The organism is Streptomyces sp. RKAG290, assembly GCF_023701695.1.
Lineage (GTDB): Bacteria > Actinomycetota > Actinomycetes > Streptomycetales > Streptomycetaceae > Streptomyces.
On the sequence record NZ_JAJOZC010000001.1, the window covers coordinates 2,664,401 to 2,688,343 of the forward strand.

Genomic DNA, 23,943 nt, shown 5'->3' on the forward strand with positions numbered 1-23,943 from the left:
CGGCCCCGCAGCCGCCCTCAGTCGAGCGGCTTGAAGGTGCCGAACGCCGTCTCGCGCAGCGTCCTGCACTCCTTGCCGTCCCACTCGTCGACCTTGCAGCTGATCATGATCGCGTACCCGTGGCTCGCGTCGACCTTGAAGCCGCGGTTCAGCACCCGGACCCGTTCGCCCTGCTGGGTGCGCTCGAACTGCCAGTCCGCGACGGTCGGGTAGCCGTTGTAGTCGACCGGCTTTATGCCGAGGTGGTGGTAGTTCGTACTGGACCCCGCGACACCGCCCCTGGCGGCGTTCCAGGCCGCGGCGGCGTCGCCGCCGGGCGAATTCGTGTAGTCGACCTGAACGCGCGGAAAGCCGCCGTCGGCGTTGTATATGCCGCCGGAGTTGCTGCCCGCCGTCTTGTACAGCCGGAAGTCCTCGGGCATCGCCATCGAGAAGTGGAAACGCTTGTCCGTGACCGTCCGGTAGCCGGCCGGCAGGGCGTCGCCTGGCTTCTCGTCCTTCGAGCCGTCGGAACCCTTGCCGGAGTCGTCGTCCTTGCCCGTGTCCTGGCCGCCGCTGCCGCTGCCGCCCTGGTCCTCTTCCTTGCCCTGGTCCTTGCCGCTGCCGCCCTGTTCCGTACCGGCGGAGCCGCCCGAACCGCCCGAACCGCCGGTCGCCGAGGCGCCCGCCGACGCGGAGGTGTCGTCCTTGCCCTTGCCGGCGTTGTCCGCGCCCTTGTCGTCCCCACCGAGGGTCAGCGCGAGGATCGTGCCGAGCACCGCGAGCACGATGACGGCCGCGATGATCGCCAGGGTGCGGCGCGGGACCACGTCCGTGAGGGAGGCCCGGGTCGCGGTGGTCGCGGAGGTGGCCGGACGCGGCGGCGGGACGGCCCCGGAAGCGGAGGCCGTGGCCGTCCTGGGAGCCGTGGCGGGCCGGGCCGGCGCGTCGGCGGCGGTGGCGACACCGGCACCCGCTGCGGCGGCGGGCGCCGCCTTCGCGTTCCGTACGGAGCGCAGCGCCCCGCGCAGCCGGTCGCGGGCGCCCTCGCCCGCCTCACCGGACTTCGACGCCGGCTTGGCGGGGGCCGGCACCTTCGGCAGCGACATCACCTGGGTGGCGTCCGCCGGCGGCGGCACCGGGATCTCCGGCTCCTCGGGGGCGTTGATCACGTCGTTGAGCAGGGCGCGCGCGCCGGCGTCGTCGAGCCGCTGCTCGGGGTCCCGGGCGAGCAGCCCGTAGATGACCTCCTCCAGCGGGCCCGCGTTCTTCGGCGGGTCCAGCGGCTCGGTCATCACGGCGGTCAGGGTCGCGATCGCGGAGCCCTTGTCGTACGGCGGGCAGCCCTCGACGCTCGCGTACAGCAGTCCGCCGAGCGACCACAGGTCGGCCGGCGGTCCCGGCTTGTGACCGCGGGCCCGCTCCGGCGAGATGTACGAGGGCGCGCCGACGAGCATGCCCGTGGAGGTGACGGAGGGGTCGCCCTCGACCTGGGCGATGCCGAAGTCGGTCAGTACGACCCGGCCGTCCTCGGAGATCAGCACGTTGGACGGCTTCACGTCGCGGTGCAGAATGCCCTCGCGGTGCGCGGAGCGCAGCACGTCGAGGATGGCCAGACCGACCTCGGCCGCCCGCTTCGGCGTCAGGACGCCGTCCTCGCGCACGGCCTCGGCCAGCGACTTGCCCTCGATGAGTTCCATGACGATCCACGGCCGGTCGTCCTCGTCGACCACGTCGTAGACCGTGACCGCGCCGTTGTTGCGGATCCGGGCGATCGCCTTGGCCTCGCGCAGCGTACGCGTGATGAGACGGCGCTTCTCGTCGTCGTCGATGGCCGTCGGGAACCGCAGTTCCTTGACCGCGACCGTACGGCCCAGCGTCTCGTCGACGGCGCGCCAGACCGTGCCCATACCGCCCCGGCCGAGCACCTCTCCGAGCCGGTACCGCCCCGCAAGAAGACGTCCTTCCTTGTCCCGTTGGGGCTCCCGTGCCTGCTCCGCCTCCGACATGCGTCCCCTCTGCGATCAACCCGCCCTGGCAGAGCGTTCATTGTCCCCTACCCCGGGACCGGCCCTGGTGCCGGGTCCTGGGTCCGTCATGATGTGACCGGAGGAAGGGATTCCCTGCCATGCCGGTACTCAGGGCGCTGCTCGTCACCCCGTTGGTGATAACACTGCTCGGCCTCGGAACGGCGAGCCTGCCCAGCGAACCACACCTCACGCCCGCAGCTTCCTACCTTCCCCGGCTCGTCGTCCAGGGCGACGCCCCCGCCGCGGCGCTCCTGGTGCGCACTTCCGCCTCCGGAGCCCATGATGCCTACCGCTCGACGGGTCCCGGCATCCGGTATGCGGACCGGTTCCGGGCAGGCAGCATCACCAAGACCTTCGTCGCCGCCGTCGTCCTCCAACTCGCCCATGAGGGGCGGCTGCGGCTGGCCGATCCCGTCGACCGGTTCCTGCCCGGCCTGATCCGCGGGCACGGCAACGACGGCCGCCGCATCACCCTGCGCGCCCTGCTCAGCCACACCAGCGGCCTCTACGACTACACCGACGTCCCGTCTGCGCATCCGGTCTCCGCCACCGCCGCGATCCGCACGGCGACGGACCACCGCCCCGCGACGCGGCTCGGCCGGTACGCCTACTCCAACACCGATTACGTCGTCCTCGGCCTGATCGTTCAACACGTCACCGGCCACGGTTACGCAACCGAGATCCGACGACGCATCATCGCTCCCCTCCACCTCACCGGCACCTCGCTCCCCGGCGCCCGTACCACCCTGCCCGCGCCGCACGGCCGCGCCTACGCGCGCGAGGCCGCGGGCGGCGGCCTGAGCGATGTCACCGACCTCGACCCGCGCACCGCGGGCGCCGCCGGCGAACTGATCTCCACGCTCACCGATCTGAACCGCTTCTACTCGGCCCTGCTGGCCGGACGGCTGCTCGCGCCCGTCCAGCTGGCCGCGCTGCTGAACACCGCCGCGGCACACGGGAACTACGGCCTGGGGATCTTCCCGCAGCGGCTCTCCTGCGGGGTCACCGTCTGGGGCCACAACGGCCGCATAGCGGGCAGTTACGTCCGGGCCGCCGCCACCCGGGACGGCCGGCACACCCTCACCTACCGCATCGACACGGACACCCTGGCCGACGCCGGGACGCTCGAACCGGGACTCCTGGAAGCGGAGTTCTGCCCCGCCTGAACGGGGACCGGCCCGTGCCGACCGACCCGAGCGGGCCGGCCCGTGCGGGCCGGCCCTCACCCGAGGAGCGCGCGGGCCGGGGCTCTAGATCGGCACGATGTCGGGCGCCCCCAGCCGCGCCGCGTCGGCCGTCAGGTCGTCGGGCTGGCGCTGCGACTCCCGTTCCGCCTCCACCCGCTTCTCGTAGTGCTCGACCTCCCGCTCGATCTGGCCCTTGTCCCAGCCGAGCACCGGCGCCATGAGTTCCGCGCAGAGCTGGGCGGAACGGGTGCCCCGGTCGAAGGTCTCGATGGAGATCCGGGTCCGCCGGGTCAGCACGTCGTCGAGGTGGCGGGCCCCCTCGTGCGAGGCCGCGTACACGATCTCCGCCTTCAGGTAGTCGTCGGCGGCCGGCAGCGGTTCGCCGAGCACCGGATCGGCGACGATCAGGTCCAGCAGCTCCTCGGTCATGGAGCCGTACCGGTTGAGCAGATGCTCCACCCGGGCGACATGGAGCCCGGTCCTGGCCGCGATCCTGGCCCGTGCGTTCCACAGGGCGTGGTAGCCCTCGGCGCCCAGCAGCGGGACGTCCTCGGTGACGCATTCGGCCACCCGCTGGTCCAGGCCGTGCACCGCCTCGTCGACGGCGTCCTTGGCCATCACCCGGTAGGTCGTGTACTTGCCGCCCGCGACGACGACGAGGCCCGGCAGCGGGTGCGCGACCGTGTGCTCGCGAGAGAGCTTGCTGGTCGCGTCCGACTCGCCGGCCAGCAGCGGCCGCAGCCCCGCATAGACCCCTTGGACGTCGTCCCTGGTCAGAGGGGTGGAAAGGACCGCGTTGACGTGTTCCAGCAGGTAGTCGATATCGGCGCTGGAGGCCGCCGGATGGGCCTTGTCCAGGTCCCAGTCGGTGTCCGTCGTGCCGACGATCCAGTGCCGGCCCCACGGGATGACGAAGAGCACCGACTTCTCGGTCCGCAGGATCAGGCCGGTCGAGGAGTGGATGCGGTCCTTCGGGACGACCAGATGGATGCCCTTGGACGCCCGCACGTGGAACTGGCCGCGCTCGCCGATCAGGGCCTGGGTGTCATCCGTCCAGACGCCGCTGGAATTGACCACCTGTTTGGCCCTGATCTCATACGTGCCACCGGCCTCGACGTCCTCCACCCGGGCGCCGACGACCCGCTCACCCTCGCGCAGGAAGCCCGTCACCCGCGCCCGGTTCGCGACGTGGGCGCCGTATCCGGCGGCGGTGCGCACCAGCGTCGCCACATGGCGGGCGTCGTCCACCTGGGCGTCGTAGTACTGCAGGGCCCCCACCAGGGCGTCCTTCTTGAGCGCCGGCGCGACCCGCAGGGCCCGGCGGCGGGAGAGGTGCCGGTGCACGGGCAGTCCGCGGCCGTGTCCGGACGACACCGACATCGCGTCGTACAGCGCGACGCCCGCGCCTGCGTAGAGCCGCTCCCAGCCCTTGTGCTGCAACGGATAGAGGAACGGCACCGGCTTCACCAGATGCGGTGCCAGCCGCTCCAGCAGCAGCCCGCGCTCCTTCAGCGCCTCCCGGACGAGCGCGAAGTCGAGCATCTCCAGATAGCGCAGCCCGCCGTGGATCAGCTTGCTCGACCTGCTCGACGTGCCGGACGCCCAGTCGCGCGCCTCGACCAGGCCGGTCGAGAGCCCTCTCGTCACCGCGTCGAGCGCCGTCCCGGCGCCCACCACGCCCGCCCCCACGACCAGCACGTCCAGTTCGCGCTCGGCCATCGCGGCGAGCGCCTCGCCGCGCTCCGCGGGTCCCAGTGTCGCTGTCCTCACTGCTGCCTCCCGGTAGATCGGGGTGGTCCGGCACGGGGATGCGGCCCGACCGAGGGGCCGGGTGCCCGTGCCTACCTCTCGATTCTGTCCGCGCTCGGCGACTTCAGCCACCGCCTGTGGACAACACCCGGACGACGAGGGCCGCACAATGCGACATATAGGTCATATTTACGCCTAGTCTGACATTGCGCTGTCCCCAGCAGTTGCACTTTCTGTCCTCATGGTCTTAGGGAAGGACGGCCACCCACGTGCCTGCAGACCTCGCCGTCATCGGACTCGGTCACCTCGGCCTGCCCCTCGCCCAAGCCGCCGTCGCAGCCGGCATCCAGACCGTCGGCTACGACACCGACCCCCGGGCCTTCGCGGAGCTGTCCGCCGGCCGCACCCCGGTCGAGGGATCACTCACCGCGTCCGACATCCGCCGGATGCTCTCGGGGGGATTCCGCCCCACCACCAACCAGGTCGAGCTGGGCCGGGTCCGTACGGCCGTGATCTGCGCGCCCACGCCGCTCGGTCCCGACCGCACCCTGGATCTCGGCGCCATCGGCGACGCGGCCCGCGCCCTCGCCGCCCGGCTCCGCCCGCACACCACCGTGCTGCTGGAATCGGCCGTGCCCCCCGGCACCACCGAGAACTACCTGCTCCCCCTCCTCGAAGAGGGGTCCGGGCTGCGCGGCGGCCGCGACTTCCACCTCGCCTACTCCCCCAGCCGCCTCGACCCGGGCAACCGCACCCACGTCTACGCCAACACCCCCAAGGTCATCGGCGGCCTCACCCCGGCCTGCACCGAGTCCGCCGCGGCCTTCTACGGCCGGCTGACCGACAAGGTCGTACGCGCCCGCGGCCCGCGCGAGGCCGAGATGACGAAGGTCCTGGAGACCAACTTCCGGCACGTCAACATCGCCCTGGTCAACGAGATGGCCGTGCTCTGCCACGACCTCGGCGTCGACCTGTGGGACGTCATCCGGTGCGCCGAGACGAAGCCCTTCGGCTTCCAGCCGTTCCGCCCCGGCCCCGGCGTCGGCGGTCACGGCGCCCCCGTCGACCCGGGCTTCCTCCCGTACAACAGCCGCACCCCCGGCCACCCGCTGCGGATGGTCTCGCTGGCCCAGGAGATCAACGACCGGATGCCGCAGTACGTGATCCAGCGCTGTGCCACCCTCCTCAACGAACACGGGAAGTCCGTCCGCGGCGCCCGCATCCTCCTGCTCGGCGTCACCTACAAGCCGGACCTCGCCGACCAGGAGGCCTCCCCCGCCCGCGAGATCGCCACCCGGCTGATGGACATGGGCGCCCAGATCGGCTACCACGACCCGCACGTCCTGGACTGGCGCGTACGCGAACTCCCGGTCCCCCGTGCCGATTCGCTGTACGAGGCCGCGTCGAGTGCGGACCTCACGGTGCTGCTCCAGCACCACCGCACGTACGACCTCCAGGGCCTCGCCGTGAAGGCGCAGCTCCTCCTCGACACCCGCGGCGCGACCCCGGCGGGAGCCGCGCACCGGCTCTGAACGCAGTCCCCCCAAGGATTTCCGTGGGCCGATGTCCGAACGGACTGCTAGCCTGCGGCGTCACTTCTCGCACAGTCGTGCGCATCCGTCCCAGGGGGGAACCCGAATGAGCCAGCCCGTACCACCGCCGAACCAGCCTTACGACTCCCAGCCCCAGGACGGCAACCCTTACGCCGGCCAGCAGCAGCCCGGCGCTCCGACGGGGAATCCGTTCGCCGGCCAGCAGCCCGGCGCCCCCACCGGTAACCCGTTCGCCGGCCAGCAGCCCGGTCCGTACGGCCAGCAGGGCGCCCAGTTCGGCGGCGGAACGCCGTTCGCCCCGGTGGCGCCCGCGCGCGACAGGGTCGGGCTCGGTCTGCTCGCCGGCGTCGTCGCGGCCGTCGTCGCGGCAGCGGTCTACGGAGCGATCATCGGTGGCATCGAGCACGAGATCGGCTACGCGGCCGTCGGCGTCGGCTTCCTCGTCGGCTTCGCCTCGGGCAAGGTCGGCGGCCGCAACCCGGCGCTGCCGGTCCTCAGCGCCGTCTTCGCGCTGATCGCCGTCTACTTCGGTCAGCTGCTCGGCGAGGCGATGATCGCGGTCAAGGGAACCCCGGTCACGGTCTCCGAGGTGTTCTTCGATCACTTCAGCGAGCTGAACGAGCTGTGGAAGGCCGACTCGAACTTCATCTCGTACCTCTTCTTCGCCATCGCGGCGGTCGCCGCGTTCTCCGGCGCCAAGAAGGCCTCCGACTAGTCGGAGGAAGGCCGAGACGCACGGGAGGGCCCGGACCGCAGTCGCGGTCCGGGCCCTCCCGTCATGCGGCGAACAGTCAGCGGCGGTGCTGCGAGTCCGCCACCGTCACCTCGACGCGCTGGAACTCCTTGAGGTCGCTGTAGCCCGTCGTGGCCATCGCGCGGCGCAGCGCGCCGAAGATGTTCATCGAGCCGTCGGGGGTGTGCGAAGGACCGGTGAGGACCTCCTCCGTCGTCCCGACCGAGCCGAGGTCGACCAGCTTGCCGCGCGGCACGTCCTCGTGGACGGCCTCCATGCCCCAGTGGCGGCCGCGGCCCGGCGCGTCCGTCGCGCGGGCCAGCGGGGAGCCCATCATCACGGCGTCCGCACCGCAGGCGATGGCCTTCGGCAGGTCGCCGGACCAGCCGACGCCGCCGTCCGCGATCACGTGCACGTACCGGCCGCCGGACTCGTCCATGTAGTCGCGGCGGGCACCGGCCACGTCGGCGACGGCGGTGGCCATCGGGACCTGGATGCCGAAGACGTTGCGCGTGGTGTGCGCGGCGCCGCCGCCGAAGCCGACGAGGACACCGGCCGCGCCCGTGCGCATCAGGTGCAGGGCCGCGGTGTACGTGGCACAGCCGCCGACGATGACCGGGACGTCCAGCTCGTAGATGAACTGCTTCAGGTTGAGCGGTTCGGCCGCACCCGAGACGTGCTCGGCGGAGACCGTGGTGCCGCGGATGACGAAGATGTCCACGCCCGCGTCGACGACGGCCTTGGAGAACTGCGCGGTGCGCTGCGGGGAGAGCGCGGCGGCGGTGACGACACCGGAGTCGCGCACCTCCTTGATGCGCTGCCCGATCAGCTCCTCCTGGATGGGGGCGGAGTAGATCTCCTGGAGCCGGCGGGTGGCCGACTCGACCTGCATCTCGGCGATCTCGTCGAGCAGCGGCTGCGGGTCGGCGTGCCGGGTCCACAGCCCTTCCAGGTTGAGCACGCCGAGGCCGCCGAGCTCACCGATGCGGATGGCGTGCTGCGGGGAGACGACGGAGTCCATGGGAGCCGCCAGGAACGGCAGCTCGAAGCGGTAGGCGTCGATCTGCCAGGCGATCGAGACCTCCTTCGGGTCGCGGGTCCGGCGGCTCGGGACGACGGCGATGTCGTCGAATGCGTAAGCCCGGCGGCCGCGCTTGCCGCGCCCGATCTCGATCTCAGTCACGATGGTGTGGCCTTTCCCTCTACGTCTGCGCTGTCCAGTATCCCCGACACGCGCGTGAGGGGCGGTCCCGGGAACCCCGGTCCGCCCTCATCTGCGTTGTTCCGTTACTTCCTGCTGTAGTTCGGCGCTTCGACCGTCATCTGGATGTCGTGCGGGTGGCTCTCCTTGAGACCCGACGAGGTGATCCGCACGAAGCGGCCCTTGCTCTCCATCTCGTCGACCGAGGTCGCGCCCACGTACCCCATCGTCTGGCGGAGACCGCCGACGAGCTGGTGCAGCACGTTGGCCAGCGGGCCGCGGTAGGGCACCTGGCCCTCGATGCCCTCGGGGACGAGCTTGTCGTCGGAGGACACCTCGGCCTGGAAGTAGCGGTCCTTCGAGTACGAGCGGCCCTGCCCACGGGACTGCATCGCGCCCAGCGAACCCATGCCGCGGTACGACTTGAACTGCTTGCCGTTGATGAAGAGCAGCTCGCCCGGCGACTCCTCGCAACCCGCGAGGAGGGAGCCCAGCATCACGCTGTCGGCACCGGCGGCGAGCGCCTTGCCGATGTCTCCGGAGTACTGCAGGCCGCCGTCGCCGATGACCGGGACGCCCGCCGCACGGGCGGCGAGCGCCGCCTCGTAGATCGCGGTGACCTGCGGGACGCCGATGCCGGCGACCACGCGCGTGGTGCAGATCGAACCGGGTCCGACGCCGACCTTGACGCCGTCCACGCCGGCGTCGATCAGGGCCTGCGCGCCGTCACGGGTCGCGACGTTGCCGCCGATGACGTCCACGTTCACGGACGACTTGATCTTCGCCATCCAGTTGAGGGCGTTGCTGTTGTGGCCGTGCGAGGTGTCGACGATCAGGAAGTCCACACCGGCCCCGGCCAGCGCCTGGGCGCGGTCCAGCGCCTCCGGACTGGCGCCGACGGCCGCGCCGACGAGCAGCCGGCCCTCGGCGTCCTTGGCGGCGTTCGGGTACTGCTCGGCCTTCTTGAAGTCCTTGACCGTGATGAGGCCCTTGAGGATGCCCGCCTCGTCGACCAGCGGAAGCTTCTCGATCTTGTGGCGGCGCAGCAGCTCCATGGCGTCCACGCCGGAGATGCCGACCCGGCCGGTGACCAGCGGCATCGGCGTCATGACCTCACGCACCTGGCGCGTGCGGTCCGACTCGAAGGCCATGTCGCGGTTGGTGACGATGCCGAGCAGCTTGCCCGCCGGGTCCGTGACCGGCACGCCGCTGATGCGGAACTTGGCACAGAGCGCGTCGGCCTCGCCGAGCGTGGCATCCGGGCTGACCGTGATCGGGTCGGTGACCATGCCGGACTCGGACCGCTTCACCAGGTCGACCTGGTTGACCTGGTCCTCGACCGAGAGGTTGCGGTGCAGTACGCCGACGCCGCCCTGCCGGGCCATGGCGATGGCCATGCGCGCCTCGGTCACCTTGTCCATCGCCGCGGAGAGCAGGGGGATGTTCACCCGTACGTTCCGCGAGATGAGCGTCGAGGTGTCGACCGCGTTGGGCAGCACATCAGATGCGCCCGGCAGCAGCAGCACGTCGTCGTATGTCAGCCCGAGTGTCGCGAATTTCTCGGGCACTCCGTCGACGTTTGCAGTCATGACACCTTCCCCAAATGGCCTTGATCGGTGCGGATGTCCATGCTAACGGCCTCCGCGGGTGTCTCATTCCACGAGCAAGATCACCTGGAGGTTCTGTAGCTTCGCACCAGGGTCGCCGCGGGTCCCCTGTTCACTGCTCGGCGAGGGCGCGCAGCCGGCTCAGCGCACGGTGCTGGGCGACCCGGACCGCGCCCGGCGACATGCCCAGCATCTGTCCGGTCTCCTCCGCGGTGAGTCCGACCGCGACCCGCAGAACCAGCAGTTCACGCTGGTTCTCCGGGAGGTTGGCGAGGAGCTTCTTGGCCCAGGCGGCATCGCTGCTGAGCAGCGCGCGCTCCTCGGGCCCGAGCGAATCGTCCGGCCGCTCCGGCATCTCGTCGGAGGGCACGGCGGTCGATCCCGGGTGCCGCATGGCGGCCCGCTGGAGATCGGCCACTTTGTGGCCGGCGATGGCGAAGACGAAGGCTTCGAAGGGTCTGCCGGTGTCCTTGTACCGCGGCAGCGCCATCAGCACCGCGACACAGACCTCCTGCGCCAGGTCCTCCACGAAGTGGCGAGCGTCACCGGGCAGCCGGTTCAGCCGGGACCTGCAGTAGCGCAGCGCGAGGGGTGGACATGGGCCAGCAGATCGTGAGTGGCCTGCGCGTCGCCCTCGACGGCTCGGTGCACCAGAGCACCGATCACCGTCGTTCCGTCGTCGCGCATCGGACCATGGTGCCTCGGCGCCGCGTCATCCGCGGCACCGCGTCCGTAGTTGTGCACCGAAGCGTTATGAGCGGGTGCGCCGGAAGTCATGTCCTGCGCCCTCCCCTTCCGCTCGACCGAATCGTTCCCGAGGAACTCCACGTCTCAAGGATGCGTCATCCGCCGGGAAGCGTCACATACCAGGAAGGGGCCGCCGCGAATCCGGCGGCGCGACCGGCGTCCGCGCCGGACGCCGCACGGTGGACGGGGCCTCGGAAACAGACCCTGTGCACCCCTGGCCCGGACCCGCCCCGCCCGCCGGTTTCGCGGGCGGGGGATGGTTCTACCGTCGGTCCCGCACGGTACTCAGCGGACCAGGCCCCAGCGGAAGCCGAGCGCGACGGCGTGCGCCCGGTCCGAGGCGCCGAGCTTCTTGAACAGCCTCCTGGCGTGCGTCTTCACCGTGTCCTCGGAGAGGAAGAGCTCCCGGCCGATCTCCGCATTGGAGCGGCCGTGACTCATCCCTTCGAGGACCTGGATCTCACGCGCCGTGAGCGTGGGCGCCGCACCCATCTCGGCCGACCGCAGCCGGCGCGGGGCGAGCCGCCACGTCGGGTCGGCGAGCGCCTGGGTGACGGTCGCCCGGAGCTCCGCCCGGGAGGCGTCCTTGTGCAGATACCCGCGGGCACCGGCGGCGACCGCGAGCGCGACACCGTCCAGGTCCTCGGCGACGGTCAGCATGATGATCCTCGCCCCGGGGTCGGCGGAGAGCAGCCGCCGGACGGTCTCCACACCCCCCAGGCCGGGCATGCGTACGTCCATCAGAATCAGATCCGAACGGTCGGCACCCCAGCGGCGGAGGACTTCCTCGCCGTTGGCCGCCGTCGTCACACGCTCGACGCCGGGCACGGTCGCGACCGCGCGACGGAGCGCCTCTCGGGCAAGCGGGGAGTCGTCGCAGACGAGGACGGAAGTCATGACCGCCCTCCGAAGCTGATGCGCGTCACCTTGAGCCTCCAGGCTGTTACAAGTCGTCACCTGTGCGGTTGACGCTCTCGGACACTTGCCCGATCGCTTTCTCTGCCAACCGCCTCCGCACTCTCAACGATGGTCACTCGAAAGAGTTACGGGTCGGAAGACCGAGTTCGGCACTCTACGTGAGGGAGCGTGCACGGAGGAGAGCGCCACGGGTCGTCCAGTCGTCAACGGAAACTTCGCGTGCCCACATGCCCCATTTAGCGGGTTTTCTTCCCTTTTGCTGGTGTCTGTGGCTAGATTCGCAATCAGTCATATTTACATCTACTAACACCGTAGATGTACGGTCATGAACACGGTCACCGACGGACGACAACGACGCTTCCGACTCAGCATGGTTTCGAGGGGACAAGCAATGGCAGATTTTTCCCGCCTTCCCGGACCCAACGCCGATCTGTGGGACTGGCAGCTGCTGGCGGCCTGCCGCGGGGTCGACAGTTCACTGTTCTTCCACCCCGAGGGGGAACGCGGCGCCGCCCGGAGCGCCCGCGAGAACTCCGCGAAAGAGGTCTGCATGCGGTGCCCGGTACGCGCCGAGTGCGCGGCACACGCGCTGGCGGTACGAGAGCCCTACGGAGTGTGGGGCGGACTGACCGAGGACGAGCGCGAGGAGCTCATGGGGCGGGCCCGCAACCGGCTGATCACGGCCGCGGCACCCACCGGCACCACGTCCCCCTCGGACCACAACTGACCCGGCCGCACCGCAGACACCAACGGCAGAAACGTTTCTTCATCCGGCCCGCGCCCCAGGGCCCCGACCACGGGCGGACCGCTCAGCGAGCGGCCGCCAGCGCCAGCTGGTCCAGGGTGGCCGCGACGGCGGGGACCTGCGCCAGATCGGGCAGGGTCAGCGCGACGATCTCGCGCTCGATGGCCGGCTCCACCGTGACGGTCCGGGCGCCCCGGGGGCGTACCGACTCGATCGCCAGCGCGGGCAGCACGGCCACTCCGAGACCGGCCCCGACCAGGCCGATCACCGCCGGGTAGTCGTCGGTGGCGAAGTCGATCCGCGGGGTGAAGCCGGACTCCTCGCAGACCTCCACCAGCTGGCGGCGGCAGCGCGGGCAGCCGGCGATCCACGGTTCACCCGCGAGTTCGGCGATGCCCACGGCCGGGCGGTCGGCCAGCCGGTGACCTTCGGGCAGGAGGCCGATCAGCCGGTCGGCGAGCAGCGGCCGCACCACCAGGTCGTCCCACTCGGCGCCCTGCGTGCCGTACCGGAACGCCAGCGCGATGTCGCAGTCCCCGTCGCGCAGCATCTCCACCGAGCGCGGCGGCTCCGCCTCGACCAGGGAGACCCGGGTGCCGGGGTGGGCGGCCCGCAGTGCCGCGAGCGCGCCCGGGACCAGCGTGGAGCTGCCGCTGGGGAAGGACACCAGCCTGACCCGGCCGGCCCGCAGCCCGGCGATCGCGGCGACCTCCTCCTCGGCCGCGGTGAGCCCGGCGAGGATTCCCGAGGCATGGCGCACGAGCGCCTCGCCCGCCTGGGTCAGCCGCATCTCGCGCCCGGTGCGGATGAGCAGCGTGGTGCCGGCGGACGCCTCCAGGGCCTTCATCTGCTGACTGACCGCGGGCTGCGTGCAGCCCAGCTCGCGGGCGGCGGCGGAGAAGGAGCCGGTGGTGGACACGGCTCGCAGGACGCGGAGGTGGCGGGCTTCGATCACTCCTCGAATATAAGGGAATCTTGGGGAAAGTGCGATTTGCCGACGTGTGGCTTTGAGCTGAGGGCTGCGGGAGGGGACCGCGTTCCGGGTCGCGCGGAGCGGACGGGCGCCACTGCCGCCGCCCGTGGGCGGGGAAACGTCCCGTCCCGAGCCACCGCGCGGGGCGCGGAAGTACCTCGCGCGGCGGGGGTGCGCGGGGAGGGGCGGGCGGGTCGGCCTGCGGTCCGTGCGGGGCACTAACGTGCCGCGTATGACGACAGCACTGATTACGGGCGCGACCGCGGGCATCGGGGCCGCGTTCGCGCGGCGGCTCGCGGCCGAGGGACACAACCTGGTCCTGGTGGCCCGCGACACCGAGCGACTGCGGGAGCAGGCCACCGAGCTGCACGACCGGCACGGCATCGAGGCCGAGGTGCTGTCCGCCGACCTGTCCCGGGACGACGGGATCGCGGCGGTCGAGGCGAGGCTGGGCGACCGGCGGCAGTCCGTCGACCTGTTGGTCAACAACGCCGGGTTCGGCAACAAGGGCCGGTACCTGGACGTGCCCATGGCCGATGAACTGGCCATGCTGAAGGTGCACTGCGAGGCGGTTCTGCGGCTGACCTCGGCGGCCGCGGCCGGTATGAAGGAGCGCGGCCGGGGCGGCGTGGTGAACGTGGCCTCGGTGGCGGCGTTCGTGCCGCGCGGCACGTACGGGGCGTCGAAGGCGTGGGTCGTGCAGTTCACCCAGGGCGCCGCGAAGGACCTGGCCGGGTCGGGCGTGCGGCTGATGGCCCTGTGCCCCGGATTCGTACGGACGGAGTTCCACCAGCGGGCCGGCATGGGCACCGGGAACATCCCGGGCTGGATGTGGCTCGACGCCGACAAGCTGGTGGCCACGGCCCTGGCGGACCTGGCGCGCGGCAAGTCGGTCTCGGTCCCCGACCCGCGGTACAAGGCGCTGATGGGGCTGGTGAAGCTGACGCCGCGCGGCCTGCTCGGAGGGGTGACCTCCAAGACAGGCCGCAAGTACGGGCCTCAGTGAACGGCCGCTTACCGCACTCCGCGGCCCGCGTAGGCGCCGATGTTGGGGGCGCCGGGCCTGAGCCTGTTGCCGAAGTAGTCCTTGCCGCCGTTGTTCCCGATGACGGCTCCGGCGGCGAGGGCAGGCGAGCCCGCGCCGAGCCGGAAGTCGGTCCTGAGCTTCGGGTCGGCCGTGATGCCGCCGGGGTCGGGGCGGGTCATCTCGATGCCGTAGAAGGCGTTGTGGTCGAAGGAGAGCCCGGCTGTGGGGTTCTTGAAGGCGTAGCCGCCCGTGCCCTCACTGACGAAGACGTTGTTGCGGATGGCCAGTTCGTGCTGGGTGGTGGCCGGACTGCCGGCGTCGTCCTGGACGAGGTACCCGGGGATCTGCTCCTTGTTGTGGAAGGTGTTGTTGTAGATCTCCGTGCCGAGGATCGGGCCCCTACAGTTCTGGACGAGACGGGCCCCGTCCTCGCGGCTGACGTTGTACCGGGCGACCGTGCCGAGGGTCTTCGCGCCGTCGTACGGGCAGATCAGCAGGAAGCCGCCCTTGTTGTCGTGGCTGTAGTTGTACTGGAAGACGGTGCGCTGCGAGGCGCCGTCGGCGTCGAAGGACATCCCGTCATGGGTGTTGCCGCCGCCCGAGACCTCGTTGTACTCGACGGTCGTGTCGTCGGTGTTGAAGGTCCAGATGCCCGCGTTGGCGGAGGGCGAGCGGAGCTGGAAGCCGTCGACCCGGTTGTGGTCGACGCGGGCGCCGCTGGTGGTGTCGAGCTTCATGCCGTCGCCGGCCAGGGACTTCAGCGTGTTGTGGTGGATGCGGATTCCGGTGCTGGGGGTCCACTCGCCCGGGTAGACGTCCGGGTCCTGCTGTCGACCGACCAGGTCGCGCTTGGAGAAGGTCGACTTGAAGTAGATGCCTTCGCGGTCGACGTCCTCGATGCGGTTGTTTCCGATGTCCAGGCCGTCGTACCAGCTGGCCTTCGCCGTGCCCTCGACCGAGATGTGGATGGCGCTGGAGCCGGACACCGTCTTGTGGTCGCCGCCGCGGACGTCGTGGATGTAGAGACCGGAGAGGTCGAAGCCGCGGGCCACTCCGTAGTCGGTGAGGCGCAGGCGGACCCCGTTGCGCTCACTGCCCGGGCTGTCGGCGTTGGTGATCTCCAGGTCCCTGAGGTGCACGTACTGGGTGTTGGAGAGCAGCACGGCGTCATGGGCGCCCGCGCCGTCGAGCCTGGCGCGCTCCGGCCCGTTGCCGTAGTCGGCGATGGTGAACGGTGCGCGGCCGGAGCCGGCGCCGGTGGGCGCGAGGGTGCCGGTGCAGGTGGCGCCGCGCTTGAAGAGCAGCCGGTCGCCGGGTCCGTAGGTACGCGCGTTGACTTCGGCGAGGGTGGTCCAGGGGTGCTGTCGGCTGCCGGTCGCGCCTTGGGCGGCGGCGGCACAGTCGACGTGGAAGGTGCGGCCCGCGGGTGCTTCCTGCGCGGCGCTCGGTCCTGCGAGGGTCAGCCCGGCGGCGGCCGTCAGGGCCGCGAGCGCCGCGGCGGTGACGCGATGTCTCACAATTCCTCCGTACGAACAGTCAGGGTCGGGACGGGCCGCGAACGGCCTGATCGGCATCGCCGGAATCCTGGACGCGGATTGATCGAACGTCAATGCATTGCGTTTGAATGATCGAAACTCCCATCGTTCGATCACGTTGGTCTAGGGTCGGACATCGGCTCCGGCACCGGCCGGGCCGAGGGCCGGGTCACACACTGCGAGGGGACTGCCGCCGTGCGCGAAAGTGCTGCTGAACGTCATGACCGCCTGCTCGGGCTGGTCCGGGACCGGGGTTCCGCCCGGGTGTCGGACCTGGCCTCGCAGCTGGGGGTCTCCCCCGTCACGGTGCGCCGGGACGTCGAGGACCTGGCCGTCCGCGGCCTGCTCGACCGGGTGCACGGCTCGGTGTCCTGGCCGCAGGACACCGCCCCCGCCGCGGGGCCGGGCAGCGCGGGCAGTGCCGGCAGCGGCAACGTTCTCGGCATGCTCGCACCCTCCGCGACCTACTACTTCGCCGAGGTCATCCGGGGCGCCCACGAGGCCGCCGCCCGGGCGGGGGCGAGGCTGATCCTGCGGATCTCCGACTACCGGCCGCAGGAGGACCACGCCCGCACCGAGGGACTGCTCTCCGCGGGCGCCGAGGGGCTGCTGGTCGCGCCCGGCTGGCAGCATCCGGGCGACCCCTCCGCGTTCGGCGACTGGATCGCCTCGCTGCCCGTGCCGACCGTCCTGCTGGAGCGCAGGCCCCCCGCCGGCTCGCCGCTGGACGGCCTGGACCGGGTCTGCTCGGACCATGCGCACGGAGTGCTGCTGGCCGTGCGCCACCTGGTGGATCTGGGGCACGGGGCGCCGCTGCTGATGGCCCGCGCGGACTCCCCGACCGCGCTCGCGGTGCGCTCCGGATACGCGGAGGCCCTGACCGCGCTCGGGCTGCGCACCCCGCAGGACGTGATCGATTCCGTGCCGGCCGACCATGCCCCGGAGGCGTTCGAGGAGGCCGTGCAGGCGCTGCGCGAGGCCGTCGCTTCGGGCGTGGCGACGGCGGCGCTGATCCACAACGACGTGGACGCGATCCAGGTGGTGCAGCGGCTGGCCGAGCTGGGCGTGCGCGTGCCGCAGGACCTGGCGCTGATCGCGTACGACGACGAGGTGGCGGCCCTCGCGGACACTCCGCTCACCGCCGTCGCGCCGCCCAAGCGGGAGGTGGGCCGCCATGCGACGGAACTGCTGGTGGAGCGGCTGGGCCAGGAGGCGGGCGCACCTCGGCGGCACCTGACGCTGCTCCCGCAGCTCCGGGTCAGGGACTCCTGCGGAGGGCCGCTGCCGTAGGCGGTCAGCACCTCCGCGCGCCACCCGCTGCCGTAGGCCGTCAGTACCTCCGCGCGCCGCCCTCCGTACGCAACTCTTTTGATCTTTTTTCGATCAATCGCTCTTTCGCTCTTGACTTCGGTCACGGCTGGTCCAAGGATCACGGCCAACGCCAATGTCGCCGCCTGTTCAGGAGCCTCGCTGTGAGCCGCAGTTCGAGCAGAACGTCCCTCGCCGTAGTCGGCGCCGCCACTGCCCTCGCCGTTCTCACGGCCTGCGGCGGCAGCGGTGACGACAAGTCGTCCGCCGCCGGAAGCGACGGCAAGCCCGTCAGCATCACCTTCTGGGGCTGGGCCAAGGGGTCCAAGGAGGTCGTTGACGCGTTCAACGCCTCACACAAGAACATCAAGGTGGTGTACGAGGAGATCCCGTCCGGCAACGCGGGCGGCTACGCCAAGATCTCCAACGCCGTGAAGGCGGGCAACGCCCCCGACCTGGTCTCCATCGAGTACCCGCAGTTGCCGGAGTACGTCAGCCAGGGCGCGCTCCAGGACATCGGCCAGTACTTCACCGAGGACATCAGGAAGAAGCTGCTGCCCCAGGCGGTGGAGCTGACGACGCTCGGCGGCAAGAACTGGGCCGTCCCCTTCGACGCCTCGCCGCAGGCCTTCTACTACCGCAAGGACCTCTTCAAGAAGTACGGCGTCGAGGTCCCCAAGACCTGGGACGACTTCCGCAAGGCCGCCGAGAAGGTCAAGAAGGCCGACAAGAAGGCCCGCATCGGCACCTTCTTCCCCGATGACCCGACCACCTTCCAGGCGATGGCCTGGCAGGCCGGCGCCCAGTGGTACAAGCCCGAGGGCGACACCTGGAAGGTCGACACCACCGACCCGGCCACTAACAAGGTCGCGGACTACTGGCAGGGCCTGCTCGACGACGACCTGGTCCGGGACGACGTGTCGTTCAGCCCCGGGTGGACCAACTCCCTCAAGAGCGGCGGCACCGTCGGCTACCTCGGCGCGGCCTGGGGCGCGGGCGTCCTCAAGGGCACCCTTCCCGAGCAGAGCGGCAAGTGGGCCGTCGCCCCGATGCCCAGCTGGGACGGAAAGGCCGCCAGCGGCATGCTCGGCGGCTCCACCTTCGCGGTGACGAAGACCAGCACGAAGGCCGCGGCCGCGGTCGAGTTCGCCACCTGGATGTCGACCACCGAGGGTGGCATCAAGGCCCGCATCGAGTCCGGGACTTCGAGCGCCTTCCCGGCTGCCGCCTCGCTGCGACCGGTCGCCAAGAAGGCCTTCGACGCGGACTTCTACGGCGGCGAGGACATCTACCAGGTCTTCGAGGACGCCGCGACGTCCATCGGCCCGAACTGGACCTGGGGCCCGACGAGCGGCACCACGAACACCACGATGAAGGACCAGTTCGGCAAGGTCGCCGGCGGCACCTCCACCGTCAAGGAGGCCGTGAAGGCCGGCCACGACGCCACGGTCACCGAGCTGAAGAAGCGCGGTCTGAAGGTCGAGGACGCAGGCTGATGAAGCACGCCCGGACAACCAGAGCCGCCGCCGTCCTGCTGGGGCCCTTCTTCGTACTGTTCACCTTGGCCATGGTGCTGCCGATCGGATACGCGGTCTGGCTCAGCCTGTTCACCGAGAAGCAGTCCGGCCTGGGCTTCGGCGGCACCGAGACCGTCTTCAGCGGACTCGACAACTACACGGCGGCCCTGGGTGACCGGGCGTTCCGCGAGGGCTTCGGCGTACTCCTCGGATACTGCCTGTTCTACATACCGCTGCTGCTCGTCGGGGCCCTCGCTCTCGCTCTGCTGCTGGACTCCACGCTGGCCCGCGCCCGCAGGTTCTTCCAGCTCGCACTGTTCCTCCCGCACGCCGTGCCCGGCATCATCGCCGCGCTGATCTGGGTGTACCTGTACACACCGCAGCTCAGCCCGGTGGTCAGCGCCATGGAGTCCGGCGGCATCGGCTTCGACTTCTTCTCACCCGACGGGGCGCTGCCCTCCGTCGTCAACATCGCGCTGTGGGAGTGGCTCGGCTACAACATGGTGATCTTCTATGCCGCGTTGCAGGCCGTCGACCGCTCCGTGCTCGAAGCCGCCACGGTCGACGGGGCGGGCGCCTGGCGCATCGCGCTCGCCATCAAGGTCCCGCTGATCCGCTCGTCGGTGGTGATGGTCGCGCTGTTCACCGTCATCGGCTCGCTCCAGCTCTTCACCGAACCACTGATCCTCAACAAGGGGAGCGGCTCGGCCGTCTCCTCCACCTGGACGCCGAACATGTACGCGTACACCGCGGCCTTCGAACGCAACGACTACGGTCTCGCCGCGGCCGCCTCCATCCTGCTGGCGCTCACAGCCGCGCTGCTGTCCTTCGTCGTCACCCGCTTCACCGGCCGGAAGGGCAAGAAAGCATGAGTTCCCCCGCCTCCCGCGGCCGCTGGATGTCGAAGACCGCGGTCAACGGCTTCCTGCTGCTCGCCGTCGTCTACATGCTCTTCCCGCTCGTCTGGCTGGTCACCGCCGCCACGAAGGACACCGGCGGCCTGCTGGCCGGCAACGCGTTCTCCTTCGACGGCTTCAACCTCGGCCAGAACCTGTCGGACCTGGCCTCCTACGGCGACGGCATCTACTTCCGCTGGTACCTCAACAGCCTCGGCTACGCGGGCGGCGGTGCGCTCGTCTGCTCGCTGATATGCGTGGCCGCCGGATACGCCTTCGACAAGTACGCGTTCCGGGGCAAGGACCAGCTGTTCGGCCTGGTGCTGATGGGCGTGCTCGTCCCCACCACCGCGCTGGCCCTGCCGATGTATCTGCTGGCGTCCAAGGTCGGCCTGGTGAACACCTACTGGTCGGTGCTGATCCCGGTGCTGGTCAACCCGTTCGGCGTGTACCTCGCCCGGGTCTTCTGCTCGGGCTACATACCGAACGAGGCGCTGGAGGCGGCCCGGATCGACGGGGCGGGTGAGCTGCGCACCTTCTGGTCCGTGGGTCTGCCCATGGTGATGCCGGGCTTCGTGACCGTGTTCCTGTTCCAGTTCACCGCGATCTGGAACAACTTCTTCCTCCCTCTCGTGATGCTCTCGGACCGCAAGCTGTTCCCGTTGAGCCTCGGGCTGTACGCGTGGAACACCAACACCCACGGCGAGCCGAGCTTCTACCCCCTCGTGGTCACCGGCTCCCTCCTCGCCGTCATCCCGCTGATCGTCGCCTTCGTCTCCCTGCAGCGGCACTGGAAGGCGGGACTGACCGCCGGAAGCGTCAAGTGACCGTCCAAGCGAGCCCCGAGGAGTACGAGTTCCACCATGCCGCACGCCACTGACAACCGGCCGAGGGCCCTGCTCGCGATGGGTCCCGGCATCGCCGGACGCCTCCTCGCCGAACGCCACCACGCCCGGCTCGCCGCCCTCACCCGCACGGACACCCGTCTCGTCGCCCACGACCTGGCCGACCCGACGCCCGAGGTGGCCGCCGCGCTCGCCGAGGCCGAGGTGCTGTTCACCTGCTGGGGCGCGACACCGCTCACCGCGCCGGTGCTGGCCGCCGCGCCCCGGCTGCGGGCGGTGGTGCACGCGGCCGGGTCCGTGAAGCACCACATCACCGACGCCTGCTGGGAACGCGGCATCACCGTCACCTCGGCGGCCGGGGCCAACGCCCTGCCGGTGGCCGAATTCACCCTCGCCGCGATCCTGTTCGCGGGCAAGCGCGTCCTGCACTCCGCGGACCGCTACCGCGCCCTGCGCGCCGAGCACGACTGGCTCTCGGAGCTGGACGGCAGCGGCAACTACCGCCGCACGGTGGGCATCGTCGGCGCCTCCCGCATCGGCCGGCGGGTGATCGAACTGCTGCGCCCCTTCGACCTGGACGTCCTGTTGTACGACCCCTACGTCGGCGCGGATGAGGCGGCGCTGCTGGGCGCCCGCCTCAGCACGCTCGACGAGCTGTGCGCGAGCAGTTCCGTGGTCTCGGTGCACGCCCCGCAGCTTCCGGAGACGCACCACCTCATCGGCGCGGCCCAGCTCTCGGCCATGCCGGCGGGGGCGACGCTGATCAACACCGCGCGGGGTTCGCTGGTCGACGAGGACGCGCTGCTGCCCGAGCTGACGAGCGGTCGGCTGCACGCGGTCCTGGACGTGACGGACCCCGACCCGCCCCGTGCGCTCTCGCCGCTGTACGACCTGCCGAACGTGCTGCTGACCCCGCATGTCGCGGGCTCACTGGGCAACGAGCTGCACCGGATGGCGGACCAGGCGCTGGACGAGCTGGAACGGTTCGCGAGCGGACTCCCGTTCGCCGACCCGGTCCACGGGGACGCGCTGTCGCGCTCGGCGTAGGACACGAGCCCTGAAAGCAGCGGCGTAGGACACGAGGCCCCTGGGGCAACGTCCCCGCAGCGGTAAGCAAACAGCGTTACCAAGCAAAAGGCCCGGCACCCCTGAGGGGGTACCGGGCCTCACCGCTTGCGCGGAGAGCTACACGCTAGTGCGAGTGGCCGTGACCGTGACCGGCCTCGGCCTCTTCCTCGGCCGGCTTCTCGACGACCAGGGTCTCGGTCGTGAGCAGCAGCGACGCGATGGACGCGGCGTTCTCCAGGGCGGAGCGGGTGACCTTGACCGGGTCGATGACGCCGGCCTTCACCAGGTCGCCGTACTCGCCGGTCGCGGCGTTGAAGCCCTGACCCTTGTCGAGCTCGGAGACCTTCGAGGTGATCACGTAGCCCTCAAGGCCCGCGTTCTCGGCGATCCAGCGCAGCGGCTCGACGGCGGCGCGGCGCACGACCGCGACACCGGTGGCCTCGTCGCCGGTCTTGCCGAGGTTGCCCTCGAGGACCTTGACGGCGTGGACCAGGGCGGAGCCACCACCGGAGACGATGCCCTCCTCGACCGCGGCGCGGGTCGCGGAGATGGCGTCCTCCAGACGGTGCTTCTTCTCCTTGAGCTCCACCTCGGTGGCCGCACCGACGCGGATCACGCAGACACCGCCGGCCAGCTTCGCGAGGCGCTCCTGGAGCTTCTCGCGGTCCCAGTCGGAGTCCGTGGACTCGATCTCGGCCTTGATCTGGTTGACGCGGCCGGCGACCTCGTCGGACTTGCCGCCACCGTCGACGATGGTGGTGTCGTCCTTGGAGACGGTCACGCGGCGGGCGGTGCCCAGCACGTCCAGACCGGCCTGGTCGAGCTTGAGGCCGACCTCCTCGGCGATGACGGTCGCACCGGTGAGGGTGGCGATGTCGCCGAGCATGGCCTTGCGGCGGTCACCGAAGCCGGGGGCCTTCACCGCGACGGCGTTGAAGGTGCCACGGATCTTGTTGACGACCAGGGTCGACAGGGCCTCGCCCTCGACGTCCTCGGCGATGATCAGCAGCGGCTTGGAGGCACCGGCCTGGATGACCTTCTCCAGGAGCGGCAGCAGCTCCTGGATCGAGCCGATCTTGCCCTGGTGGATCAGGATGTACGGGTCGTCGAGGACGGCCTCCATACGCTCCTGGTCGGTCACCATGTACGGGGACAGGTAACCCTTGTCGAAGGCCATGCCCTCGGTGAACTCGAGGTCCAGACCGAAGGTGTTGGACTCCTCGACGGTGATGACACCGTCCTTGCCGACCTTGTCCATCGCGTCCGCGATGAGGTCGCCGACCTGGCTGTCCTGCGCGGAGAGCGCGGCCACGGCGGCGATGTCGGACTTGTCGTCGATCGGGCGGGCCGTCGCGAGGAGCTCCTCGGACACGGCCTTGACCGCGGCGTCGATGCCCTTCTTCAGGGCGGCCGGGGACGCGCCCGCGGCCACGTTGCGCAGGCCCTCGCGGACGAGCGCCTGGGCGAGAACGGTGGCGGTGGTCGTACCGTCACCCGCTACGTCGTTGGTCTTGGTCGCCACCTCCTTCACCAGCTGGGCACCGAGGTTCTCGTACGGGTCGTCCAGCTCGACCTCGCGCGCGATGGTGACACCGTCGTTGGTGATGGTGGGCGCACCGAACTTCTTGTCGATGACGACGTTGCGGCCCTTGGGGCCGATCGTCACCTTCACCGTGTCGGCAAGCTTGTTGACGCCGCGCTCGAGGGCGCGACGGGCGTCCTCGTCGAACTTCAGGATCTTCGCCATGGAGCTGAACTGTCCTCTCAAAACAAGAACTGCGCCCCTCGCCGCCCGGCTAGTTATCTCGCAGGGGGCCAGGGGCGCAGAACAGAAGCAAACGTGGGTGAATTACTTCTCGATGATCGCGAGCACGTCGCGAGCCGAGAGAACGAGGTACTCCTCGCCGTTGTACTTCACCTCGGTGCCGCCGTACTTGCTGTACAGCACGACATCGCCGGTCTTGACGTCGAGCGGAAGGCGCTCGCCGTTCTCGAAGCGGCCCGGGCCCACGGCCAGGACGACGCCCTCCTGGGGCTTCTCCTTGGCAGTGTCCGGAATGACCAGGCCGGAGGCCGTGGTCTGCTCGGCGTCGAGCGGCTGGACCACAATGCGGTCCTCGAGCGGCTTGATCGCAACCTTGGTGCTGGTCGACACGATCCGGTCTCCCCCTTCGGAGATCTCACGGGGTTAACAGTCTTTGGGTGGCGACCAGGTGGGCCCGTCGTCGCGGGTGCCGGACCTGCCGGTCGCACAGTACTGCTGGCACTCTCCAGTGGGGAGTGCCAGCACTGAGACTATGACCGCGATTAGCACTCGGTCAAGCG

Annotated in this window: 19 protein-coding genes and 1 pseudogene; 10 read left to right on the forward strand and 10 right to left on the reverse strand. The window is 70.4% G+C overall.

All coding sequences use genetic code 11. The features are described from left to right. Positions 1-17 precede the first annotated feature (17 nt). The gene (locus LNW71_RS11260; RefSeq protein WP_250968131.1) at positions 18-1,988 is read right to left on the reverse strand and encodes a serine/threonine-protein kinase; all 1,971 of its coding nucleotides are present in this window, start codon (positions 1,986-1,988) and stop codon (positions 18-20) included. A 119-nt stretch (positions 1,989-2,107) separates the two neighbouring features. Here LNW71_RS11260 and LNW71_RS11265 point away from each other — a divergent pair, with 119 nt between their 5' ends. Further along, positions 2,108-3,175 carry a serine hydrolase domain-containing protein gene (locus LNW71_RS11265; RefSeq protein ID WP_250968132.1) on the forward strand — a complete coding sequence of 356 codons (1,068 nt, stop codon included), beginning with the start codon at positions 2,108-2,110 and terminating at the stop codon, positions 3,173-3,175. Between the two features lie 84 nt (positions 3,176-3,259). Here the strand turns inward: LNW71_RS11265 and LNW71_RS11270 are convergent, their stop codons facing one another. Further along, positions 3,260-4,966, reverse strand: coding sequence for a glycerol-3-phosphate dehydrogenase/oxidase (locus LNW71_RS11270; protein WP_250968133.1), 1,707 nt, complete (start codon positions 4,964-4,966; stop codon positions 3,260-3,262). A 248-nt stretch (positions 4,967-5,214) separates the two neighbouring features. Here LNW71_RS11270 and LNW71_RS11275 point away from each other — a divergent pair, with 248 nt between their 5' ends. Both LNW71_RS11275 and LNW71_RS11280 read left to right on the forward strand, forming a co-directional pair. Beyond that, positions 5,215-6,477 carry a nucleotide sugar dehydrogenase gene (locus LNW71_RS11275; RefSeq protein ID WP_250968134.1) on the forward strand — a complete coding sequence of 421 codons (1,263 nt, stop codon included), beginning with the start codon at positions 5,215-5,217 and terminating at the stop codon, positions 6,475-6,477. 106 nt (positions 6,478-6,583) lie between these two features. Beyond that, on the forward strand, positions 6,584-7,213 hold the full coding sequence (locus LNW71_RS11280) for a hypothetical protein (protein ID WP_250968135.1): 630 nt from the start codon (positions 6,584-6,586) through the stop codon (positions 7,211-7,213). 76 nt (positions 7,214-7,289) lie between these two features. On the opposite strand, the gene LNW71_RS11285 is transcribed toward LNW71_RS11280, so the two are convergent. The 4 genes and pseudogenes from LNW71_RS11285 to LNW71_RS11300 all read right to left on the reverse strand — a co-directional run bounded on the left by LNW71_RS11285 (position 7,290) and on the right by LNW71_RS11300 (position 11,683). Continuing rightward, complete coding sequence (locus LNW71_RS11285) at positions 7,290-8,414, reverse strand: GuaB3 family IMP dehydrogenase-related protein (protein ID WP_250968136.1); 1,125 nt, start codon at positions 8,412-8,414, stop codon at positions 7,290-7,292. A gap of 104 nt (positions 8,415-8,518) precedes the next feature. Then, positions 8,519-10,021, reverse strand: a complete 1,503-nt coding sequence (gene guaB, locus LNW71_RS11290) for an IMP dehydrogenase (protein WP_250968137.1) — start codon at positions 10,019-10,021, stop codon at positions 8,519-8,521. A gap of 130 nt (positions 10,022-10,151) precedes the next feature. Then, a pseudogene (locus LNW71_RS11295) lies at positions 10,152-10,726 on the reverse strand (sigma-70 family RNA polymerase sigma factor). A 345-nt stretch (positions 10,727-11,071) separates the two neighbouring features. Beyond that, positions 11,072-11,683 carry a response regulator transcription factor gene (locus LNW71_RS11300; RefSeq protein ID WP_003948568.1) on the reverse strand — a complete coding sequence of 204 codons (612 nt, stop codon included), beginning with the start codon at positions 11,681-11,683 and terminating at the stop codon, positions 11,072-11,074. 412 nt (positions 11,684-12,095) lie between these two features. On the opposite strand from LNW71_RS11300, the gene LNW71_RS11305 reads away from it, so the two are divergent. Then, a complete protein-coding gene (locus LNW71_RS11305; RefSeq protein WP_250968138.1) occupies positions 12,096-12,431 on the forward strand; it encodes a WhiB family transcriptional regulator in 336 nt (111 codons plus the stop codon). 82 nt (positions 12,432-12,513) lie between these two features. On the opposite strand, the gene LNW71_RS11310 is transcribed toward LNW71_RS11305, so the two are convergent. Continuing rightward, complete coding sequence (locus LNW71_RS11310; RefSeq protein WP_250968139.1) at positions 12,514-13,404, reverse strand: LysR family transcriptional regulator; 891 nt, start codon at positions 13,402-13,404, stop codon at positions 12,514-12,516. Positions 13,405-13,654: 250 nt separating this feature from the next. On the opposite strand from LNW71_RS11310, the gene LNW71_RS11315 reads away from it, so the two are divergent. Then, positions 13,655-14,428, forward strand: a complete 774-nt coding sequence (locus LNW71_RS11315) for an SDR family oxidoreductase (protein WP_250968140.1) — start codon at positions 13,655-13,657, stop codon at positions 14,426-14,428. An 8-nt stretch (positions 14,429-14,436) separates the two neighbouring features. On the opposite strand, the gene LNW71_RS11320 is transcribed toward LNW71_RS11315, so the two are convergent. After that, on the reverse strand, positions 14,437-15,966 hold the full coding sequence (locus LNW71_RS11320; RefSeq protein WP_250968141.1) for a right-handed parallel beta-helix repeat-containing protein: 1,530 nt from the start codon (positions 15,964-15,966) through the stop codon (positions 14,437-14,439). 213 nt (positions 15,967-16,179) lie between these two features. Here LNW71_RS11320 and LNW71_RS11325 point away from each other — a divergent pair, with 213 nt between their 5' ends. The 5 genes from LNW71_RS11325 to LNW71_RS11345 all read left to right on the forward strand — a co-directional run bounded on the left by LNW71_RS11325 (position 16,180) and on the right by LNW71_RS11345 (position 21,597). Next, a complete protein-coding gene (locus tag LNW71_RS11325; RefSeq protein ID WP_250968142.1) occupies positions 16,180-17,274 on the forward strand; it encodes a substrate-binding domain-containing protein in 1,095 nt (364 codons plus the stop codon). A 182-nt stretch (positions 17,275-17,456) separates the two neighbouring features. Next, a complete protein-coding gene (locus LNW71_RS11330; protein ID WP_250968143.1) occupies positions 17,457-18,788 on the forward strand; it encodes a sugar ABC transporter substrate-binding protein in 1,332 nt (443 codons plus the stop codon). Next, entirely contained in the window at positions 18,788-19,681 is an 894-nt protein-coding gene (locus LNW71_RS11335; RefSeq protein WP_250968144.1) for a carbohydrate ABC transporter permease, read from the forward strand. Before LNW71_RS11330 ends, LNW71_RS11335 begins: the two co-directional genes overlap by 1 nt. Continuing rightward, positions 19,678-20,532: a carbohydrate ABC transporter permease gene (locus LNW71_RS11340; RefSeq protein WP_250968145.1), complete on the forward strand. Its 855-nt coding sequence runs from the start codon at positions 19,678-19,680 to the stop codon at positions 20,530-20,532. Before LNW71_RS11335 ends, LNW71_RS11340 begins: the two co-directional genes overlap by 4 nt. Before the next feature lie 36 nt (positions 20,533-20,568). Further along, entirely contained in the window at positions 20,569-21,597 is a 1,029-nt protein-coding gene (locus LNW71_RS11345) for a hydroxyacid dehydrogenase (RefSeq protein WP_250968146.1), read from the forward strand. Between the two features lie 145 nt (positions 21,598-21,742). Here the strand turns inward: LNW71_RS11345 and groL are convergent, their stop codons facing one another. Both groL and groES read right to left on the reverse strand, forming a co-directional pair. Next, a complete protein-coding gene (groL, locus tag LNW71_RS11350; protein WP_123461111.1) occupies positions 21,743-23,365 on the reverse strand; it encodes a chaperonin GroEL in 1,623 nt (540 codons plus the stop codon). Positions 23,366-23,467: 102 nt separating this feature from the next. Then, a complete protein-coding gene (gene groES / locus LNW71_RS11355; protein ID WP_024490209.1) occupies positions 23,468-23,776 on the reverse strand; it encodes a co-chaperone GroES in 309 nt (102 codons plus the stop codon). Between the last annotated feature and the right edge of the window lie 167 nt (positions 23,777-23,943).